The 19,778-nt window shown below is 53.8% G+C and carries 20 protein-coding genes; 19 read left to right on the forward strand and 1 reads right to left on the reverse strand.

Annotated features, from left to right (window positions below):
* The first annotated feature begins 418 nt into the window (after positions 1-418).
* From DEP07_RS16640 to DEP07_RS16730, 19 genes are all read left to right on the forward strand, one after another.
* Positions 419-1,864, forward strand: a complete 1,446-nt coding sequence (locus DEP07_RS16640) for a YfcC family protein (protein ID WP_122964690.1) — start codon at positions 419-421, stop codon at positions 1,862-1,864.
* A gap of 15 nt (positions 1,865-1,879) precedes the next feature.
* On the forward strand, positions 1,880-3,031 hold the full coding sequence (locus DEP07_RS16645; RefSeq protein WP_122964691.1) for a M20 metallopeptidase family protein: 1,152 nt from the start codon (positions 1,880-1,882) through the stop codon (positions 3,029-3,031).
* Between the two features lie 175 nt (positions 3,032-3,206).
* Entirely contained in the window at positions 3,207-3,857 is a 651-nt protein-coding gene (locus tag DEP07_RS16650) for a VOC family protein (protein ID WP_122964756.1), read from the forward strand.
* A gap of 89 nt (positions 3,858-3,946) precedes the next feature.
* Positions 3,947-4,816 (forward strand): LysR family transcriptional regulator, encoded by an 870-nt coding sequence (locus DEP07_RS16655; RefSeq protein WP_217022282.1) that lies wholly within the window; start codon positions 3,947-3,949, stop codon positions 4,814-4,816.
* A 249-nt stretch (positions 4,817-5,065) separates the two neighbouring features.
* A complete protein-coding gene (locus DEP07_RS16660; RefSeq protein WP_287102763.1) occupies positions 5,066-6,061 on the forward strand; it encodes a histidinol phosphate phosphatase domain-containing protein in 996 nt (331 codons plus the stop codon).
* A 233-nt stretch (positions 6,062-6,294) separates the two neighbouring features.
* Entirely contained in the window at positions 6,295-7,350 is a 1,056-nt protein-coding gene (locus tag DEP07_RS16665) for a putative 2-aminoethylphosphonate ABC transporter substrate-binding protein (protein WP_280648512.1), read from the forward strand.
* A 53-nt stretch (positions 7,351-7,403) separates the two neighbouring features.
* Positions 7,404-8,462: a putative 2-aminoethylphosphonate ABC transporter ATP-binding protein gene (locus tag DEP07_RS16670; RefSeq protein WP_122964695.1), complete on the forward strand. Its 1,059-nt coding sequence runs from the start codon at positions 7,404-7,406 to the stop codon at positions 8,460-8,462.
* A gap of 1 nt (position 8,463) precedes the next feature.
* Entirely contained in the window at positions 8,464-10,164 is a 1,701-nt protein-coding gene (locus DEP07_RS16675; protein ID WP_280648511.1) for a putative 2-aminoethylphosphonate ABC transporter permease subunit, read from the forward strand.
* A gap of 18 nt (positions 10,165-10,182) precedes the next feature.
* A complete protein-coding gene (gene phnX / locus DEP07_RS16680; protein WP_122964697.1) occupies positions 10,183-10,977 on the forward strand; it encodes a phosphonoacetaldehyde hydrolase in 795 nt (264 codons plus the stop codon).
* 3 nt (positions 10,978-10,980) lie between these two features.
* Positions 10,981-12,093 (forward strand): 2-aminoethylphosphonate--pyruvate transaminase, encoded by a 1,113-nt coding sequence (phnW, locus tag DEP07_RS16685; RefSeq protein WP_173599215.1) that lies wholly within the window; start codon positions 10,981-10,983, stop codon positions 12,091-12,093.
* Between the two features lie 9 nt (positions 12,094-12,102).
* Positions 12,103-12,888: a DeoR/GlpR family DNA-binding transcription regulator gene (locus DEP07_RS16690; RefSeq protein ID WP_122964699.1), complete on the forward strand. Its 786-nt coding sequence runs from the start codon at positions 12,103-12,105 to the stop codon at positions 12,886-12,888.
* Between the two features lie 176 nt (positions 12,889-13,064).
* Positions 13,065-13,454 (forward strand): BMC domain-containing protein, encoded by a 390-nt coding sequence (locus DEP07_RS16695; RefSeq protein WP_122964700.1) that lies wholly within the window; start codon positions 13,065-13,067, stop codon positions 13,452-13,454.
* 2 nt (positions 13,455-13,456) lie between these two features.
* Positions 13,457-13,735 carry a BMC domain-containing protein gene (locus DEP07_RS16700; protein WP_122964701.1) on the forward strand — a complete coding sequence of 93 codons (279 nt, stop codon included), beginning with the start codon at positions 13,457-13,459 and terminating at the stop codon, positions 13,733-13,735.
* A 69-nt stretch (positions 13,736-13,804) separates the two neighbouring features.
* Complete coding sequence (locus tag DEP07_RS16705) at positions 13,805-15,283, forward strand: acetaldehyde dehydrogenase (acetylating) (RefSeq protein WP_217022284.1); 1,479 nt, start codon at positions 13,805-13,807, stop codon at positions 15,281-15,283.
* A 13-nt stretch (positions 15,284-15,296) separates the two neighbouring features.
* Positions 15,297-15,584: a BMC domain-containing protein gene (locus DEP07_RS16710; protein ID WP_122964703.1), complete on the forward strand. Its 288-nt coding sequence runs from the start codon at positions 15,297-15,299 to the stop codon at positions 15,582-15,584.
* 10 nt (positions 15,585-15,594) lie between these two features.
* Positions 15,595-16,380 (forward strand): phosphate propanoyltransferase, encoded by a 786-nt coding sequence (gene pduL / locus DEP07_RS16715; protein ID WP_122964704.1) that lies wholly within the window; start codon positions 15,595-15,597, stop codon positions 16,378-16,380.
* Between the two features lie 4 nt (positions 16,381-16,384).
* Entirely contained in the window at positions 16,385-17,194 is an 810-nt protein-coding gene (locus tag DEP07_RS16720) for a hypothetical protein (protein ID WP_122964705.1), read from the forward strand.
* A gap of 12 nt (positions 17,195-17,206) precedes the next feature.
* The gene (locus DEP07_RS16725; RefSeq protein ID WP_122964706.1) at positions 17,207-17,482 is read left to right on the forward strand and encodes a EutN/CcmL family microcompartment protein; all 276 of its coding nucleotides are present in this window, start codon (positions 17,207-17,209) and stop codon (positions 17,480-17,482) included.
* Between the two features lie 70 nt (positions 17,483-17,552).
* A complete protein-coding gene (locus DEP07_RS16730) occupies positions 17,553-18,419 on the forward strand; it encodes a DMT family transporter (protein WP_122964707.1) in 867 nt (288 codons plus the stop codon).
* Positions 18,420-18,484: 65 nt separating this feature from the next.
* Here DEP07_RS16730 and DEP07_RS16735 read toward each other — a convergent pair whose 3' ends face one another.
* Entirely contained in the window at positions 18,485-19,681 is a 1,197-nt protein-coding gene (locus DEP07_RS16735) for a saccharopine dehydrogenase family protein (protein WP_173597604.1), read from the reverse strand.
* Positions 19,682-19,778 lie beyond the last annotated feature (97 nt).

Consider the following 19,778-nt stretch of genomic DNA (forward strand, 5'->3'; position numbering starts at 1 on the left):
AATCCGCGAAAGCTCTTTGGGATACCGACCGAGGTTCCGAGGAAAAAGCGAAACACGGTTTTAAGCGTCAACGTGCGCCCGCTTTCCGTGAGCTACTGCTTTTGACGCGGTTTTGCTTTTTCCCCGGAGCCGTGCAGTCTAGACCCACAGGGGGTATCCCAAGAAGCTACAGCGATTCGTCTCTTTCCTCGCCACATCTAAAGTATCGATGACGTAAACTGCAAAGCGCTACCCAAGCCAGCTTTTATGTACTTGCCTTTGACACTTTCCTTGAAACCCGCTTCAAAAGTACCGATGAAGCAACCTGCAAAGCGCTACCCAAGCACTTCATTCACTCTCGCCCCGTCTCCTTCCATAATGATTTGAAATGCCATACATATGACTTTGTAATTTTTTCATTATTTCAAATGGTGCTACTATGAAAACGAATACACCATGGCAAGAGACAAAGAGAGGGCAAGGGGGGCGAGCTGTCTTGAAGCAAAAAGCGTTAAGCAGATTGACGGAAATCAATGTATTCGTGCTGTTGCTAGGAATTTTGGCTGTCTGTGTTCTTTTTACCTATTTGATCCCCGCAGGCGAATATGCCCGAATCGACGTGAATGGACGCAGCGTCGTTCAGGCGGATTCTTTTCAGTACACCGCATCATCGCCGATTGGCTTCATGGGCTTTTTGAACAGCATTCATACCGGAATGGTTGATTCCGCCAGCATCATGTTTTTCGTGCTGATTATCGGCGGTTCGTACGGCATTCTCAGTGCGACAGGGGCGATGGAGGCGTTCATTTATTCCTTGACGAAAAAGCTTGGCAACAAGGAAAAATGGCTGATCCCATCGATGATGCTGTTTTTTGCCGCAGGTGGCTCGTTGATCGGGATGTTTGAAGAGACGCTGCCGTACATCGCCATTTTGGTTCCGCTCTGTGTGGCGCTCGGATTCGATGCGATGACAGGTGCTGCCATTGTGCTGGTGGGGGCTTCGGTAGGTTTTACTTCGGCTATCATGAATCCGTTTACGATCGGGATCGCGCAAGGAATTGCCGAGCTGCCGCCTTTTTCGGGGATCGGCTTTCGCATCGGAGTGTTTGTGGTCATGTATGTGGTGGCAGTTATTTTTGTCTACCGCCACGCGATGAAAGTGAAAAAGAATCCGGAGCTTGGCATTTACGGTTTCTACAACCGTGAGAGTGTCCGCGACATGTTTGGCGGAAATGTGGTTTTTGAGCAGCGCCACAAGCTGATCCTGGCTTGCTTTTTGCTCAATCTCGTCACGATTGCCGTAGGCGTGATCGAGTTTGGCTGGTACATCACGGAAATTGCCGGCTTGTTCATCCTGCTCGGGGTCATCGTCGGATTGATTGGCCGTCTGAGCGCCAATGAAATGGTGGACGCTTTCATGAAAGGTGCATCGTCCTTGCTCGCGGGGGCGATGATTATCGGCGTGGCGAGAGCGATTGTCGTCGTGCTGAACGACGGGCAGATCATGGACACGATCCTGTACTATTCGGCAGCGGTCATCCAGGACCTGCCGCCTTCCTTGACAGCTGTTGGTATGCTGGGTTTCCAAACAGTTTTGAGCTTTATTATCCCATCGGGAAGCGGAATGGCTGCTCTCACCATGCCGATCATGACTCCGTTGTCCGAGTTGGTAGGCATCACTCGTCAGACCGCTGTGCTGGCTTTCCAGTTCGGAGACGGCATTTCCAATATCGTGATTCCTGGCATTGCAGTAGCGGGAGTCGGGATGGCGGGCATTTCTTACTTGAGCTGGATCAGATGGCTGTTCCCGCTTTTGCTCATGCAATACGGCATTGCAGTCGTCGCCGTCATATTGGCGCACGCGATTGGCTATGGACCATTTTAAGGAGGAGTGAAACATATGCGGACAATTGTGGAAACAAATCTTACCGAGTGGGCTGTCGCTCACAGACGCCATTTGCATGCTTATCCTGAGCTGTCTGGGGAAGAGTATCAGACTTGCGCCTATATCCGGGGCGTGTTGGAAGAACTGGGCATCGAGATTCTCGATTTTCAGCCGCCGAATCTGGTCGGCTATTTGAAAGGGACAGATGGGCACAAGACGATTGCTCTGCGTGCCGATATTGACGCATTGCCGATTGACGAAGAAGGAGACAAGCCGTATTTGTCGACAGTGCCTGGAGTGGCGCACGTTTGCGGACATGACGGACACACGGCTATTTTGCTTGCTGTAGCAAAGTGGATGGCGGAAAACCGGGACGCGGTCAAGGCGAATATTCTTTTCTTGTTCCAATCGTCAGAGGAGATGTCTCCGAGCGGGGCAAAGGCCTTGGTTGAGCAAGGCGCGATCGAGTCGGCGGATGCCGTATTTGGCCTGCATTTGATGTCAGCTCTGCCAAAAGGGAAGCTCGGTTATTCGCATGGCGCGATGCTCGCTTCCTCCGATGATTTTCGCATCACGATCAAGGGGCAAGGCGGGCACGGCTCATCCCCGCACGAAACAGTCGATCCGACGTATATCGCAGGGCATTTGTTGATTGGTCTGCAATCGATTGTCAGCCGGAAAATCAATCCGGTAGAACCTGCTGTCATTTCAGTCGGACAAGTGACCGCTGGATCGAACTACAACATCATCCCGAATGAAGCGGTGATCACAGGCACGATTCGCACGTTTTCCGAAGAGACGAGGCAGTACATTTTCCGGGAAATGAAAAAGCTGGTAGAAGGAATGTGCCTGACGTTCGGGGGAGCGGGAGAAGTCGACTACATTTTGGGAACACCGCCGCTCATCAATGATAAAAATCTCGGTTTGTTTGCGGAAAAAGTGATTCGCGAAGTGTATGGAGACGAAGTGGCGACGAAAGTAGAGCCAGTTATGGGGGCGGAAGATTTTGCGTTTTACGCGCTGAGCAAGCCGAGTGCGTATTTGCTGGTCGGAATGGGCGGCGCAAAGAGCGCTTTTCCCCATCATCATCCCGAGTTCGACATTGATGAAGAAGAAATCGGGACGGCCATCGACCTGTTCCTGAACTTGGTGAAGCGATTCGCCTGAGGCGACAAAGCACATATGCGGCAAGGCAAGCTATTCTCGTTTGGATAGCTTGCTTTTTTATACAGATAAGAATGTATAAGATGCTTATTCAGTACAAGTGCAGCCAAGTTTTCTAATGCTTGCCGTGGCTTTTATCCGGCATGCTAATATGGAAGGGAAAGGAAGTGAGCTGACAGTGAAATGGCAAAAAGTCACGCTAACGACAACCATGCTGGAAGAGATGCTGGCCTTTTATACAAGCGTCTTGCAAATGCCGCTTTCCGAGCGTTCGGAGCACTCCTTTTCTGTACGGGTGGGCGACGCTCTGCTCGTTTTTGAACAGGTAGCGGAAAAGCCGTTTTACCACTTTGCCTGCGGGATTGCCGAGACGGCCTTTGACGCTTTAGCCAAAGTGATCCAGCAGCGCGGGCTTGTTTTGCGCGGCAAAGACGGGCAAGAGATCATGCAGTCCTACACATGGAAAGGCAAACAGCTCTACTTTTTGGACCCTGAGGGCAACATCCTGGAAATGCTGGCTTTTCCGAGCGAAGCGAAAACTAGCTGGCTGTCGATCCAGGAAATCGGGATGCCTGTACCTGATGTTCCGACGTACACAGCTTTTTTACAATCAATACCCATTCCGAATGCATTCGAGCCGGAATCAACCACTTTTCGTTTCTACGGCGACCAGGATGGGGTTCTCGTGCTTGTCAAAGAAAGCCGTCCATGGTTCCCGACAGACAGGGGAGCTTCCATTCATCCGATCTCGGTGGAGGCGGCAAGCGATCCAGGTCAGCCAAGACATTTTCAGTCGCACCCGCAGCTTCCTTACCGAATCACCTGCTGAGTGCTGACTGGTCGATTCGTTCCAAAAGACAGGAGAGCGGCGCTGTGGTACGATGAGGGAAATCTTTTTCAAGAAAGTGTGTTGGACAGATGGAATTGCGTCACCTCCGAACGTTCCAGGTGGCAGCCGAGCAGTTGAATCTGACGAAAGCGGCTGAGCAGCTCGGGTACAGTCAACCAGGAATCACGCTGCAAATCAAGGCACTGGAAAAAGAGATCGGCCGACCGTTGTTCACACGGGTGGGCAGGCAAAACTACCTCACGCCCGCGGGAAAGCTGCTGAAGCATCATGCGGATCGTCTGCTCGCCGTCATGGGGGAGCTGGATGACGACTTGCGGAAGCTGGATATCCCGTATGGCCCGCTGGTCGTCTCCAGCCCGGAGTTTTACTGTACGCGTTACATGCCCGGCATTATTGGGCGCTACTTGAAAGACTACCCGCAAGTTCGCTTGCAAATGATCTCCTGCAACAGTGTGGAGACGACGAAGCTGGTTTGTGCCCATCAGGCGGATGTGGGAATTATAGCGGGCGACTGCCTCAACCCCGATCTGGAAGTCGTCCCGATCGGAGAGGAAGATTTTGTGCTGCTGGCAGCGCCTGAACTGCTTGCAGGGCGCGATAAGCAAACGCTGCTCCACACCGTTCCGTTCCTCAAAGACGGGATGGTCGAAAAGATCGGCGGCAATCTGTATGCCGAAATCGACTTCAAGCCGACTACGATTATCGAGTTCGGCAGCGAAGCAGGGATCAAGCAAGCCGCTCTGAGCCAGACCGGGTGCTGTGTATTGGGCGAGGCGATTGTCGAAGAAGAAATTGCGGCTGGCAAGCTGGTCGTTCTCCACCGTTTTGCCAAAAAACTGCGCACGTCTTTGATCTATTTGAAGGAACGCAATCAGGAAGCAGCGATTCGGGCGTTTGTCGCCATGACGCAGGAGATGTGGGATGACCCGAAAACGTAGCAACGCAACCGGAACGCCATGGGAGCTTTCCGGTTTTTTGTTTGCCCAGCATTTTACGCGAAAACAATTGTATGGCAGCGGGGCAGATTTTATAATAAAGAAAATCAATGAAAAAGCACAAAAAAACTACTTTTCAAAATAAAAACAAACAAAAACAACAAAGGCGGAACTTTCACCAAAGCGCCAGCAGCAGCTTGCGTGGCAAGCTTGGAGCAGTTCGAGACGCAAAGTTCCCGGGGAGGAAGCCAAATGAAAGTCGATTATCACGTCCATCTGGAAGAAGGGCCGTATTCTTTGAGGTGGCTCACCCGCACAGCAGAAGCGTTGCTATTTTTTCAGCAGCCGGACTCTCCCAGACATTCGCTTGCCTGGATGGAGGAAATGGCAGCGAGAATGGGCAAAAGAGTCGCGCAAGGCGCGTTCTCCCGCGAGTGGCTGGATTTGTATCGCGTGCGGGCCAAGCAGCTCGGCTTGCAGGAAGTCGGCGTGGTCGATCACCTGTATCGTTTTCGAGAGTTCAAGCCGTACTTCGAGCAGCACATGCATCTCGCGGATGACGAGCTGGGCCGATTGCAGCGCGAGTGGCTCGATCAGGTGTGCACTACCTCGATCGACGAGTTTGTCTCGTTTATTCTCTCCCAGCAACCAGTCTGGGCGGAGGACGGGATCGCTCTGCGCCTTGGCATCGAGGCCGACTACTTTTCCGGGGGAGAAGAGGTGCTCGCTCCGCTCGTTGCCAACTATCCGTGGGATCATGTGATTGGCTCGATTCATTTTGCCAGCGGCTGGGGCTTCGACAACCCGCAGACGCAGGAGTGTTTCCTTGCGATGTCTTTGCTTGATTTGTACGAGGAGACGTTTGCGGTGGTCGGGCAGGCGGTAGCCAGCGGACTTTTTGACATCGTGGCGCATTTGGACAACTTGAAAGTGTTCGGTCATCGGCCGCCAGAAGCCGAGCTTGTTCCGCTCTACAGGCGGATCGCCGGGCTGTTGAAACAGCACGATGTCGCAACGGAGATCAACACAGGGCTGTACTATCGCTATCCGGTAAAGGAAATGTGCCCAAGCGAAAGCTTTTTGCGCATTTTGCGAGAGCATGACGTGCCGATTACGACTTCGTCCGATTCGCACTTTCCCGACCACCTGGGCAGCTATCTGGAACAGGCAAGAAATACACTGAAACAGTCAGGATACCAACATATCGCAACCTTTGAGCAACGAAAAAGGACGCTAGTTTCCTTGTAGACAAGCAGAGCAGGCAAGGATGCATATAAAAGAATCGCGCAAAATCGGGCTTTTTGGCTCGATTTTTCTTTTTCAAAAAATATTTGAAATTTTAAGAACATTACATATATAATAAAAACAAAAACAACTAAAAAACGGGAAAACAAACTAATCACACATGGAATTAGTCTTGTCTTTACCGTCAGGCAGCTTGGAAGGGGAGCATGGATCAGAAACAAAGGGGAGGATTCAGGATGAAAAAGTGGATTGGCTCTATGGTAGTGGGGATTCTAGCGGCTGCTTTGCTGGCAGGATGTGGGCAATCCGGAGGTTCGACAGGGGCAAAGTCAGGTTCGTCCGAGCTGACTGTCTATACCGCTCTGGAGGATGACCAGCTGAAAGCGTATGTGGAAGCCTTCAATCGCGCACACCCTGAAATCAAGTTGAACATCGTCAGAGACTCTACTGGTGTCATCGTCGCCAAGCTGATTGCGGAAAAAGACAATCCGAAAGCCGACGTCGTCTGGGGAACCGCGGCGACAGAGCTTTTGGGCGCAGAGTTTCAAGGCGTGCTGGAAGGTTATACGCCAAAAGGAATCGAGCGCATTTCGCCGGAGTTCAAAGATTCCAAAGACCCCGCCCATTGGGTCGGCATCGATGCATTTGAAACCGCTTTTGTCGTCAACACAAAAGAGCTGGAGAAGCGCAATCTGCCCATCCCGAAATCATACGCTGATTTGACCAAGCCTGAATACAAAGGGCTGATCGTCATGCCAAACCCTGCGTCGTCAGGAACCGGATTTTTCACGGTTGCCGCCTGGATCGAGCTGTACGGAGACAAAGAAGCGTGGGGCTATATGGATAAGCTGCACGACAACATCGCGCTGTACACGCACTCCGGCTCCAAGCCTGCGAAGATGGCAGCAGCGGGAGAGTATCCGATCGGCATCTCGTTTGGCTACCGGGGGATTACCGAGAAGAAGAAGGGCGCACCGCTGGAAATCGTCTTCCCGCCAGAGGGGGCAGGCTGGGACGTAGAAGCCAATGCACTCGTGAAAAAAGCCGAGATCAAACCGGAAGCGAAGCTGTTTTTGGATTGGGCGATCTCCGATGAGGCGATGAAGGAGTACAACAAAAACTTCGCGATCATCACGGTCAACAACGCAAGCACGACACTGCCAGAGGGCTACACGAAAGATCCGCTATCCCAACTGATCCACAACGACCTGAACGAGACGGCAAAAGCGCGTCCGGCGATTTTGGAAGAATGGAACAAACGATACAGCACCAAGAGCGAGCCGAAAAGCTGATGAAGGCGTACATGCAACAGCCCATTTCCGACAACAGGCGAAAGGAGGAGCGTATGACAAAGCCATATTTGAGCATCCAAGGCATCCGAAAGACGTTTGGCAAGTTTGTAGCTCTCACATCGATCGATATTGACATCCAAAAGAACGAATTTATTTGCTTGCTCGGCCCAAGCGGCTGCGGGAAAACGACTCTGCTGCGCATACTGGCGGGATTGGAACAGCCAACGGGCGGAAAAATTCTCGTCAATGATCGGGACATTACCACGTTGCCGCCGGCAAAGCGCAACTTCGGGATGATGTTCCAATCGTACGCCCTGTTTCCGAATTTGACGGCGGGACAGAACATCGCATATGGCCTCCAGGCGAAAAAAATGTCTAAAAAAGAGGTGGATGCGAAGGTTCGAGAAGTTTTGGCGCTGATCGATCTGGAGCACATCCGCGACAAATACCCGTCCCAGCTCTCTGGCGGACAACAGCAGCGTGTCGCCCTGGCTCGCGCGATTGCCTTGTCCCCCGACTTTTTGCTTCTGGATGAGCCGTTGTCCGCTCTCGATGCGAAGGTGCGGCTGAAGCTGCGCCGCGAGCTGAGAAGCCTGCATGAAAAGATCGGGATCACGACCATCATGGTGACGCACGATCAGGACGAGGCGCTGACGATGGCTGACCGGATTGTAGTGATGAACAACGCGGAGATCGTTCAGGTAGGCACACCGCAGGAAATATACGAGAAGCCGAACAGCCCGTTTGTGGCGGATTTTGTGGGCGCGATCAATTTTTTGGAGGAATCCGTCGTCAGCGGCAGTGCGCTCGGGCAAGATCGGCTGTTTGCGATTCGGCCGGAAAACATTAACCTGATGGAGCCGCCAGCCGACTACAGCCTGAGAGCGGTCGTCTCCGACATGGAGTTTCGCGGTTCCTTTTACCGTGTGACGATGCAGTTGATCAATCAGCAAAAGGGACTGCATCCGCAGCTGGTGACGATTGATTTGCCCGTATCCCAGACGCATCGCCTTGGACTTAGGCGCGACAAGCAGGTAGCGTTTGAGCTGCCGCTGGAAAATCTGATCTCGTTTGACCAGGCGGCGGTGGCGAAGAAGACGGGGAGTGATTGACATGAGCACGCGAACCGTCAGACAAAAAATGGGCCGGGATGAGTGGTTGCAGCGGCTGTTGATTGCATGCATCGTCCTCGTGCTGTTCATCACCGTGTTGATGCCGCTTGGCGATTTGTTCAGCAAAGCGTTCATCAATGAAACAGGCGAGTACATCGGTCTGGCCAACTTTATCAAATATTTTGAGACTCCGGCCTTGGTGCAGTCTTTTGTCAATACGATGTACGTTTCCGGCGTCACCACGATCCTGTCTGTTACGCTCGCCTTTTTGTACGCCTTTGCCCTGACGCGGACGAATATGAGAGGGAAAGTATTTTTCCGTTATGTGGCATTGCTGCCGCTGTTTGCGCCGACGATGATGCACGGGATTGCCCTGACGTATTTGTTCGGGAATCAGGGAATCATTACGACCGGGTTTTTCGGAGTCTTTCCCGGATTTGAGGTGGAGCTGTACGGGCCGCTCGGGATCATTTTGTCCGAGTTGTTCTACACCTTCCCGCAGGCGTATTTGATCCTCGCGGTGTCGCTTGCTTTTGCCGACTACAACCTGTACGAAGCGGCGGAGACGATGGGGGCAAGCAAGCTGCGCAAGTTTTTGACCGTGACGCTCCCCAACGTGAAATACGGTCTGGTCAGCGCGATTTTCGTCTGCTTTACGCTCAGCTTTACCGATTTCGGGGCGCCAAAAGTGGTCGGCGGACAATTCAACGTTTTGGCGACAGACATCTACAAGCAAGTGATCGGTCAACAAAATACGACCATGGGGGCTACGGTCGGAATTATTTTGATTCTTCCGGCGATTCTCGCCTTCATCGTGGACCGGATCGTGGAGCGGAAGCAAAACTCATCCGTAAATGCGAAGTCCACGCCGTACAAAATCGTGCCGCAGCGCGGACGCGACAACGCTTTTTTCGTCTATTGCTCGCTGATTACCGCGACGATTTTTCTGATGCTCATCACGGTGATTTTTGCCTCGCTCGTCAAGGTTTGGCCGTACGACCTGACGATGACGGTCACGCACTACGACTTTTCCAAGGTAGCCGGGGAAGGGATGCAGCCGTTCTGGAACAGTGTGCTCGTTGCCTTTTACAGTGCGGTGGCAGGGACGGTCGTCACCTTCATCAATGCGTACCTGATCGAAAAGACGCGCTTCATGAAAGGAATGCGGCAGGTCGGCTACTTCCTGTCCATCTTGCCGCTTGCTTTGCCCGGGCTGGTCATCGGTCTTGCCTACATCTTTTTCTTCAACCATCCCGACAATCCGCTTAACTGGATGTACGGTTCCATCGTCATCCTGATTTTGGCGAACGTGATTCACTTTTACGCGGTGCCGTTTATTTCCGCGACGACGGCGCTGAAAAAACTGGACAAGGAATTTGAGCTTGCCTCCGAGTCGATGGGTGTTCCGTTCTACGTCACCTTCTGGCGGGTGACGGTTCCCATGTCCCTGCCTGCTATCTTGGAAAACGCCGTCTACTACTTCATCAACTCCATGGTTACGATTTCTGCCGTCGTCTTTCTTTACTCAGCCGATTTCAAGTTGGCCTCCGTCTCGATTGTCAACATGGATGACGCGGGCGATGTTGCTCCCGCTGCCGCCATGTCTGTCTTGATCGTACTGACCAACGTGCTGGTGCGGATCATTTACGAGATCGGAACGAAGAAGCTGAGGGAGAAAACGGGGGCTTGGCAAAAAAGATAAAAAGGTGGGAGAAGAGACATGATTCAAGCAGTAATCTTTGACTGGGCCGGAACGACCGTCGACTACGGATGCTTCGCGCCGCTGGACGTTTTCCTGGAAGTATTCAAGAAGCGGGGGATCGAGGTTACGCATGCAGAAGCTCGCGAGCCGATGGGGATGCTCAAATGGGACCATATCGACACGATGCTGAAAATGGACCGGGTCGCGGAGCTGTGGAGAGCCAAGTACGGCAGACTGCCGGAGAAAAAAGATGTCGACATGCTGTACGCCGACTTCGAGCCGATGCTGTTTTCCATCCTGAAAAATTACACGACCCCGATCCCCGGTGTGCTGGAGCTGGTGGCGCGGCTGCGGGCGGCAGGAATCAAAATCGGTTCGACGACGGGCTACACAGCCGAAATGATGGCGGTCGTGGCCCCAGAGGCAAAGAAGAAAGGCTACTGGCCCGACTCCATGGTGACGCCGAGCGAGATGCCTGCCGGACGTCCGTTGCCGTGGATGTGCTATCAAAATGCGATCAATCTGGATGTTCACCCGATGAAGCACATCATCAAAGTCGGCGATACGACCAGCGATATAAAAGAGGCAGTGGCAGCGGGAGCATGGGCTGTCGGCGTGATCAAGGGCAGCAGCGAGCTGGGGATGACCGAGCAGCAGGTGAATCAGTGCGACCCGGACGAACTGGCTGACAAAATGGAGGCGGTAGCCAAGCGCTTCAAGTCTGTCGGTGCCGACTACGTCATCGACAGCATTGGCGAACTCGATAAGCTGATTCCGAAAATCAACTTGCGCCTCGCGCAAAAGGAGAGATAAGCGATGAAACTCACACAATTGCCAGATAATCCGTATCTGCTCTTGACTCCCGGACCGCTGTCCACGTCCAAGAGCGTAAAAGCTGCCATGCTGCGCGACTGGTGCACATGGGACAACGAATACAACGATCTGGTGCAGGACATTCGCAAAAAGCTGGTGCGCTTGTCCGGCAACAACCACGACGACTATACAGCGGTGCTGATGCAGGGCAGCGGCAGCTTTTCCGTGGAATCGGTCGTAGGCTCCGCCGTTCCGGCAGACGGCAAACTCGTCGTGCTGACGAACGGTGCCTATGGCAACCGTTTGGCGCAAATGGCCCAAGTGCTCAAGGTCAACACAGTCGTCATCGACTTCGGGGAAGTGGATGAAGCCCAGCCGCACAAGCTGCGGGAACTGCTGGAGCAGGATACAGACGTCACGCACGTAGCCGTGGTGCATTGCGAGACGACGACTGGCATGTTGAACCCGATTGCCGAGGTCGGCAAGGTCGCGAAGGAGTACGGAAAGGTCTTCATCGTCGATGCGATGAGCAGCTTTGGCGGAGTCGCGATGGACGTAGCTGATTTGCAAATCGACTTTTTGATCAGCAGCGCGAACAAGTGCATCCAGGGAGTGCCCGGTTTCGGCTTTATTCTGGCGAAAACCGAGGAGCTGAAAAAGTGCAAGGGGCAGGCGCGTTCGCTCTCGCTCGACTTGTACGATCAGTGGGAGACGATGGAAAAGCACAACGGCAAATGGCGCTACACTTCGCCGACGCATGTGGTGCGCGCCTTTTATCAGGCTCTGTTGGAGCTGGAGGAAGAAGGCGGCGTGGAAAAGCGGCAAGTCCGCTATCGGGAAAATCAGCGGACACTTGTAGAAGGCATGGAAGCGCTTGGCTTCCGCACGCTGCTGCGCCGCGAGCTACAGTCACCGATCATCACTTCGTTCTACTTCCCGGACAGCCCGCAGTTTACGTTTGCCGCTTTTTACGAGCGACTGAAACAGGAAGGCTACGTGATTTATCCGGGCAAAATTTCGGTAGCAGATACGTTTCGGATCGGCAATATCGGGGAGGTCTACCCGCACGACATGAAGCATCTGGTACAGGCGATTGAACGAAACATGTTCTGGTAGGAGCAGGTCATGTCTCTCATAGGGGAAGAGCGCAAGGACACGATCCTGAACATGCTGAACTACGCCGGCAAAGTGCGGACCAACGAGCTGGTGGAGAAGTTGCAAGTATCGTCGGAAACGATCAGAAGGTATCTCGAAGAGCTGGAAAATGAAAATCAGCTCAAGCGCGTGTACGGCGGAGCGATCAAAATCAACTACGACCGCGAGGAGCCGTCTCACCTGATGCGCGAAGTATCGCATGCAGACGAGAAAAGGCGCATCGGCCGAGCGGCGGCAAGCCTCGTGCAGGACAACGATATCATTGTCATAGACGACGGAACGACGACGCTGCACATGCTGCATTTTCTGGTCAATCGCAAAAATTTGAAGCTGATCACGATTTCCGTTCCCGCCCTTAACTTGATGATGGAGTACCACAACAAGGAGATGTTCAGCGGGGAAATCTACTTCATCGGCGGCAGGGTACAGCCGAAGCATTTCCGAACGGCAGGCACGCTGGCTGAAAACATGATGCAAGGCTTTTTCGTCGACAAAGCGTTTATCTCGATTGACGGCATACTGGCCCAGCACGGAATCTCCAGCTATGACTGCGAAAAAGCGATGATTGCCAAGCGGATCATCGAGAACGCCAAGGAAAACATCGTGCTCACCGATCATTCCAAAATCGGGGTAAGCACCTTTTACAAGGTCGCGGATTTGAAGCAAATCGATACGGTCATCAGCAATGTTGCGGCTCCACACGAGTGGTTGCACGAGTTGGACGCAAAAGGGGTCAACTGGATCGTGGCAGATTGAAGCAGGGGCATACACGGAGTGCTCTCTATTTTTTGGACATAGTCGCAACTAAAATCAATTAAAAAAATGTAAATACAGAATATTAACTTGATTGCATTTGCTTTTGCGTGTATTTTCAAAAAGAACAGCCTTATTCAGACAGTTTTGACTCGATTGCGAGGGAGAGTGCGATCCAGATGCTAGAAAACGGCTACGCCCTGGGAATGATTGAAACCGTGGGTTTTCCCGCCCTTGTTGCGGCGACCGATGCGGCTGCGAAAGCCGCAGACGTCCGCTGCGTGACCTATCAGGGTGCGGATGCGGGGATTGTCACCATCTATATCGTCGGGGATGTCGCTTCTGTTACGGCTGCGGTGGCGGTAGGCGAAGCGGAGGCAAGAAGAGTGGGCCAGCTTCGCCACTCCCGCGTCATCCCCCGGCCAGACCGCAGTGTGATGCAGATGGTCTTGCAACAGCTGGAAAAGCAAAAGGCCAAAGACCTGCCAAAGCCAGCGGGAAAACAGGCGACTGACAAGCAAAAAAACGATGCGGCAAAAACAGCTACACCAACCAGTAAGGAGGAATAGTCATGGGTGATGCATTGGGAATGGTAGAGACAAAAGGACTGATCGGAGCGGTAGAAGCTGCTGATGCGATGGTCAAGGCGGCGAATGTGAAGCTCGTAGGCAAGGTGCATGTCGGGGGCGGTTTGGTTACGGTAATGGTTCGCGGAGACGTCGGGGCAGTCAAGGCGTCTACGGATGCGGGAGCAGCGGCGGCGGAAAAAGTGGGCGAGCTGGTTTCGGTACACGTCATTCCGCGGCCGCACTCGGATATTGAACTGATTTTGCCAAAGCTGGAGTCGTAGTCGCAACGGTTTGTTGCTGTACGAAACAATCAGATGAATCGCAATCGGCTGAAATGAGGTGGCGTTATCGTGATGCTAGATGCAGATTTGCAATCCGTGCAGGAAGTGCGACAGTGTTTGCAAACCGCCAAGGAAGCGCAAAAGCGGCTTGCCGGGATGAGCCAGGCCCAGATCGACCAAATCGTCCAGAGCATGGCGGAAGCAGCGAGACAAGAGGCAGGACGCCTGGCAGCAATGGCAGTAGAAGAAACGGGATACGGCAAGGCGGCGGACAAGACGGCGAAAAATTTGTTTGCCGCCCAGGACGTCCATCAATCGATCCAAAACATGAAGACGGTCGGGATTATTAATCGCGATGAGCAAAACCGCGTGTGGGAGGTTGCCCAGGCGGTAGGCGTGATCGCCGGAATCGTTCCTTCAACCAATCCTACCTCGACGGTCATTTTCAAAGCGTTGATCAGTGTGAAGGCAGGAAATGCGATTGTGTTCAGCCCGCATCCGCAGGCGGCAAAGTGTACGAAAGAAGCGGCGAGAGTCGTCCAGGCGGCAGCAGAGCGCGCAGGTGCGCCCGCCGGATTGATTGCCTGCATTACACAGCCGACTTTGGCCGCCTACCGGGAGCTGATGCACCACTCCTTGACCGACCTGATTTTGGCGACAGGCGGGACAGCGATGGTGAAGGCTGCCTACAGCTCCGGAAAGCCCGCCTATGGAGTCGGGCCGGGGAATGTGCCCGTCTATGTGCATGCCAGCGCGGACATCCCGACGGCGATCAGGCAAGTGGTCCAGAGCAAAACGTTTGACTACGGAACGATTTGCGCATCGGAGCAGTCTCTCGTCGTCGATCAATCCATCAAGCGCAAAGTCGTGGCGGAGTTGAAGCGGCAAGGGGCGTACTTTCTGGATGACCATGAGACGCGGCGGGTCGCGGCGGTCATTTTGGCGGGGAAAAGCCTCAATCCGGCGATTGTAGGCAAGTCGCCGCAGGCGCTGGCTGAGCTGGCAGGCATACTCGTCCCGGAAGACGCGACACTGCTGGTCGCGGAAGAAACAGGCGTCGGGCTGGACTATCCGTTTTCCGTGGAAAAGCTCGCCCCGATTCTTGCGCTGTACACCGTGGCAGACACCCGGGAGGCGAGCACGCTTTGCAGCAAGCTGCTTGCTTTTGGCGGGCTGGGGCATACGCTCGGCATTCATTGTCGCGATCAGCAAGTCATCGAATCGTTCGTCGTCGACAAGCCAGCGTCGCGCATCGTGGTCAACAGTGGGACGACCTTTGGCGGCATCGGAGCCACTACAGGCATCGCGCCTTCCCTGACGCTCGGTTGCGGTTCGCTGGGAAACAACGTAACGTCTGACAACATCGGTCCGCAGCATTTGTTCAACATCAAGCGGGTAGCGTTCGGCTTGCGGGACATGCAGCTTGCGCAAACAGAGGCGGCGATACCAGTGGCGGTGGCTGCTGCGGCTGCGCCTGCCATCAGCAGAGATGAGATCGCGGAAATTATTAAAAGCGTCCTGTTGGAACTGCAATCTTCCGGCAGGTAAGGAGGCGTACTAGATGGCAGGAGAAATGGCAGCACTCGGCATGGTTGAGACAAAAGGCTTGATTGGCGCGGTGGAAGCTGCGGACGCCATGGTCAAGGCGGCGAACGTGAAGCTGATCGGGAAAGTGCATGTTGGCGGGGGACTGGTCACGGTCATGGTGCGCGGCGATGTAGGAGCGGTAAAAGCGTCGACGGATGCAGGCGCAGAAGCAGCGCAAAAGGTGGGGGAGCTGAAATCGGTGCACGTCATTCCTCGACCGCACTCCGATATCGAGTCGATTCTTCCCAAGCTGGAAGGATAGTCGCTAACGGATGGCCTTGATCACGGAAACGACGCTGAGGGCCATGCTGAGAACGGGAATCCCCAATCCGTTTTCCGTTCACGTCAACGATAAATTCACCCCAGCTGCATCCGACTTTTTGAAGGGGAGAGGAATCCGCGTGGAGGTCTTGAAGGCGCAGGAGATTCATTCGCAACGGGCGAGCGGGGGCGAGCAGAAGTCAATCCCTGTCGGTGTATCGAACCGCCACATTCATCTGTCGATGGAAGATGTAGAAAAATTGTTCGGCAAAGGCTATCAACTGGCGCCGCTGCGCCCTCTTTCCCAGCCGGGACAGTTTGCCGCTGTGGAAACGCTCACGCTGCTCGGGCCGAAGGGATTGGTGAAAGGCGTGCGCATCCTCGGTCCTGCGCGGGGAGTGAGCCAGGTGGAAATCTCCCGCACGGACGGCTTCCAGCTCGGGCTGCATCCGCCTGTGCGGTTGTCGGGGATGCTGGAGGAGACGCCGGGCATTACGTTGATCGGCCCTGCTGGCTGCGTCGTTCTGGAAAAGGGGGTCATCGTAGCGAAGAGCCATGTGCACATGTCGCCAGAGGATGGCAGGCGTTTTCAGGTGAGCGACCAAGATACGCTGATGCTGCAAACAACGGGCGAACGCCCTGTCATTTTTCCGGAAGTGACAGTCAGGATCAACCCGAGGTACGCCCTCGATTTTCATCTCGATCTGGATGAAGCCAACGCGGCCAGCTTGAAGACGAATGATCAGGTGCTCGTCATCGGAAAAAACGGAAAGCTTGATGGAACGGCAGGGAGGTGAGGACATGGACGTGCGGCAAATGATCGAGTCCATTACTCGCGAGCTTTTGCAATCGATGATTCAGTCCCCCAGGCAGGAGAACAAGCCCAAATGGTTGTATATCTTCTGTGACAGTCGCGCACATGAGTCGTTTGACGACCAGTTCATCGCACTGCAAAATAACGGAGTTTGTCACGACATTCTGTTTTTGGACGGGGAAACGTCGTCCTGGCTCGGCATGCATCGCATCGAATGCGGCGGAGCGGGCAAAATCATCACGGCAGACGAGTACGCACCGCTTCCGCTGGAGGTGCCGAAGGAGTACGACGGCGTCATCATTCCGGAAATCGACCTCGACAACGCGGCGAGAGTGGCGGCAGGGTTGAAGGGAACGATCAAGGCAGAGATCGTCTTTTCCGCACTGGTCCTCGGCAAGCCTGTCTTGATAGGGGAAGATGTGCCGGGACTCAAGCGCTCGGATCGGCGATGCCTGAAGACGCTGACGTTGCCACCAGCGTACCAGAAGCTGTTTTTGCGGCACATCGGCGCCATGAAGGAGCTTGGTGTCGAGTTTTACCCGCAAAAGTCGCTTGCAGAAGCGGCGATTCGCAAAAGCAGGGCAAAAGCTCAGACGCAAGCGCAAACAGGTGAACAGTCAGGTGCAGGTGCTGATGCACAGACGATTGTTTCTGCCAAGCTGTTGACCGCGGAATGGGTTCGGGCACAAGCCGATTTTCCCGACCAGCAGCTTGTGGTGCGCGAAGGAACGATCGTTTCTCCTCTGGCGACGGATTTGCTCAAAGAAAAAGGAATTGTCGTGCACTACGTTCGATAAAGGGGGAGCCTCATGTTTTTGGGAAAAGTGATCGGCAGCGTCTGGTCCACACAAAAAGAAGCGGGCATGGAAAATTTGAAATTGCTGATCGTCCAGCCCATTGACTGGAAAGACAGGGAAGGTGGACAAACGGTGATTGCCGCAGACCGCATCGGTGCGGGAATCGGCGAAAAGGTCATCGTTTCCGGCGGTACGCCTGCGCGGATCGTTTTTCAGAACAGACAGGTTCCGATTGATGCTGTCATCGTAGGAATTGTCGATTCTTATGAAGTAACGCGAGAACAATAAGCAACAAAACGGGTGTAGTCTGCGGATAGACTGCACCTTTTGCCATTTAGAAAAGAGAGCTGGGAAAAACATGTCGACCACGATCTTGCTGATTTTGCTGTTTGCGGCTGTCTGTCATGCGGTCTGGAATGCCCTCTCCAAAAAAATCGAGGAGCGGGACGCCTTTTTTACGCTGATTTTGGGAGCTTCCGTCATCCTGTACTTTCCTTTGGCCCTTTACTTGTGGCAGACGTCGTCTTTTCCGCCGGGGGCGATCAAGTGGCTGTTGCTCAGCACGTGCTCGGAAGTGCTGTACTTCGTCGCTCTGGGCAAAGCATACGAGAAAAATCATTTGAGCTATGCTTACCCGATCTTGCGGGGAACGGCTCCCATCGTGACAACGCTCATCAGTATCGTAGTGATCGGAACGACGATCGCCTGGACGGGGTATTTGGGCATTCTCGTCATTGTCGCAGGCGTTGTGTTCATGAATCAGCGGACGTTTTCGCTGCGCGAGCTGGGGAGCATCGTCAAAGACTGGGGCAATATGAAGTGGGTGTTTCTGGCCGGAAGCTTTTCGGCTTGCAGCAGTGTAGTAGACGGCATGGGCGCAGCGATGATGTCCGGGCTTTTGTTCAAATACGTCGTGTTTTTCGGGATGTTTGCAGGGAAGTGGCTGATTGATCGCAGGGCCGCGAGGAAAGTGTCGTATCTCGCCTTGTTGAAAAAGTATCCGTGGCATACGCTGGCCGGGGGAATTTTTGTGTTTATTTCCAACTCGCTCGCTGTTTACGCCATGCAAACAACGCCTGTCACCTATGTGGCATCCGTGCGTGAAATCAGCATCGTCTTCGCCACCTTGATCGGCATCGTCTGGCTCAAAGAGCAGGTCAGCCTGGTCAAATGGATCTCGATTGGACTGATCCTCGCGGGTGTGGTCATTATTAAGCTAAGCTGAAAAAGAGGGGCCTCCGCATAAAAACGGAAGGCCCCTCTTCTCGTTGCAAGCATGGATGCAAAAGCCTAGCGGGAAGCTTGTACAGACTCGCTCGTTTGCGCATCCAGCTGAGTGATTTCCTCGTGAATATAGATGCCGCGCTTTTCCAGTTCGGCGAACACTTCAGCCGGGTCAAACGCGTCCTCCGGGATGAGCACGCCTGTCTTTTTCACCATGCCTTTGGCGATCATCTCGGTTGCGATGGCCATCGGGATGCCTACGTTTCGCGTGTAGGCACGCAGTTTTTCCCAGCCTTCTACGGAGCCGTCGGAAGCGGGATGCGTGTGGTAAAGAACGTGTTGCACGCGCTGCCCGTCTTTTTCCCCGATGACTTCCACATGCAGCGAATAGCCGTACAGCTCGGTTTCCTGCCCTTCTGTCGAATGAAACAAATACTCGCTGATGCAATCGAGAATCCCGATTTCTTTGCCGTTGACGTTGATCTTGTCGTTGCGCATGAAGCCCCAGTCGTAGAGGGCGCGAACGAGCTGCATATTTTTCGCGGGCCACGTGCCGCGCACTTCGATGAGCTGTACGTGCTTGTCGGCGAGCGCAGTTGCCAATGTTTTTGTCTCCGCGTGCGGGATGATGTACTGAACGGTTTGGCCATATGGCTCAGGCAGCTGGATTTCACGAGGGCGGGCAAACGGAGGCACCTGGATGAACTCGCCGTTTTCAAAGACGACACGGCCAGGCAGGAGCGGATCGTATTCGTACGTAGTCGTCTCGGTGATCGAACGGGAAAAAGCGATCGGGCGAAAAGCGCCGTGGCTGACGCGCACGGACTCCACGCGATCCAGCTGATTCGCGGCATGCATCGCCATCATTTGCGTGACGCCGGGGGTCATTCCGAAGCCAGGCACGCATGTTTTGCCGTTTTGCTTGAAAATGTGGTCGGAGGCTTCTTCAGCGCCAAAGCCGTTCAGATTGACGCCGTGGCAGCCGGCTTCCGCGATGCAGGCAGTGGAAAGCCCGTTCAAAGTAATCGTGGTGCCGTCCATGACGATGTCGTATCCACGCATCTTGTTGACCGTATCCTCGTGATCGTGCACGTTGATCTGGATGAAGTCGACGCGAGGGTCTTGCAAAGATTCCACGATTTTGCGGCCTTCTGTTTCATTGAAGTCGGCTACCGTAATTTTCTCGAAGCTGGAATACTGCACCAAATCGAGAATCGACTCCCGGCAAATCCGGCCCGCGCCGCCAAGACAAAGAACTTTCATGATGAAGCCTCCTTTTGATCTTTTGAATTGTCTAAAAATTCAGCACTTCTATTACTGAATATATCACAAGCTTTGTGCTTTGTCTTGTGTTTTGTTG

It is taken from the genome of Brevibacillus sp. (assembly GCF_003521185.1).
GTDB classification, from domain to species: Bacteria; Bacillota; Bacilli; order Brevibacillales; family Brevibacillaceae; genus Brevibacillus; species Brevibacillus parabrevis.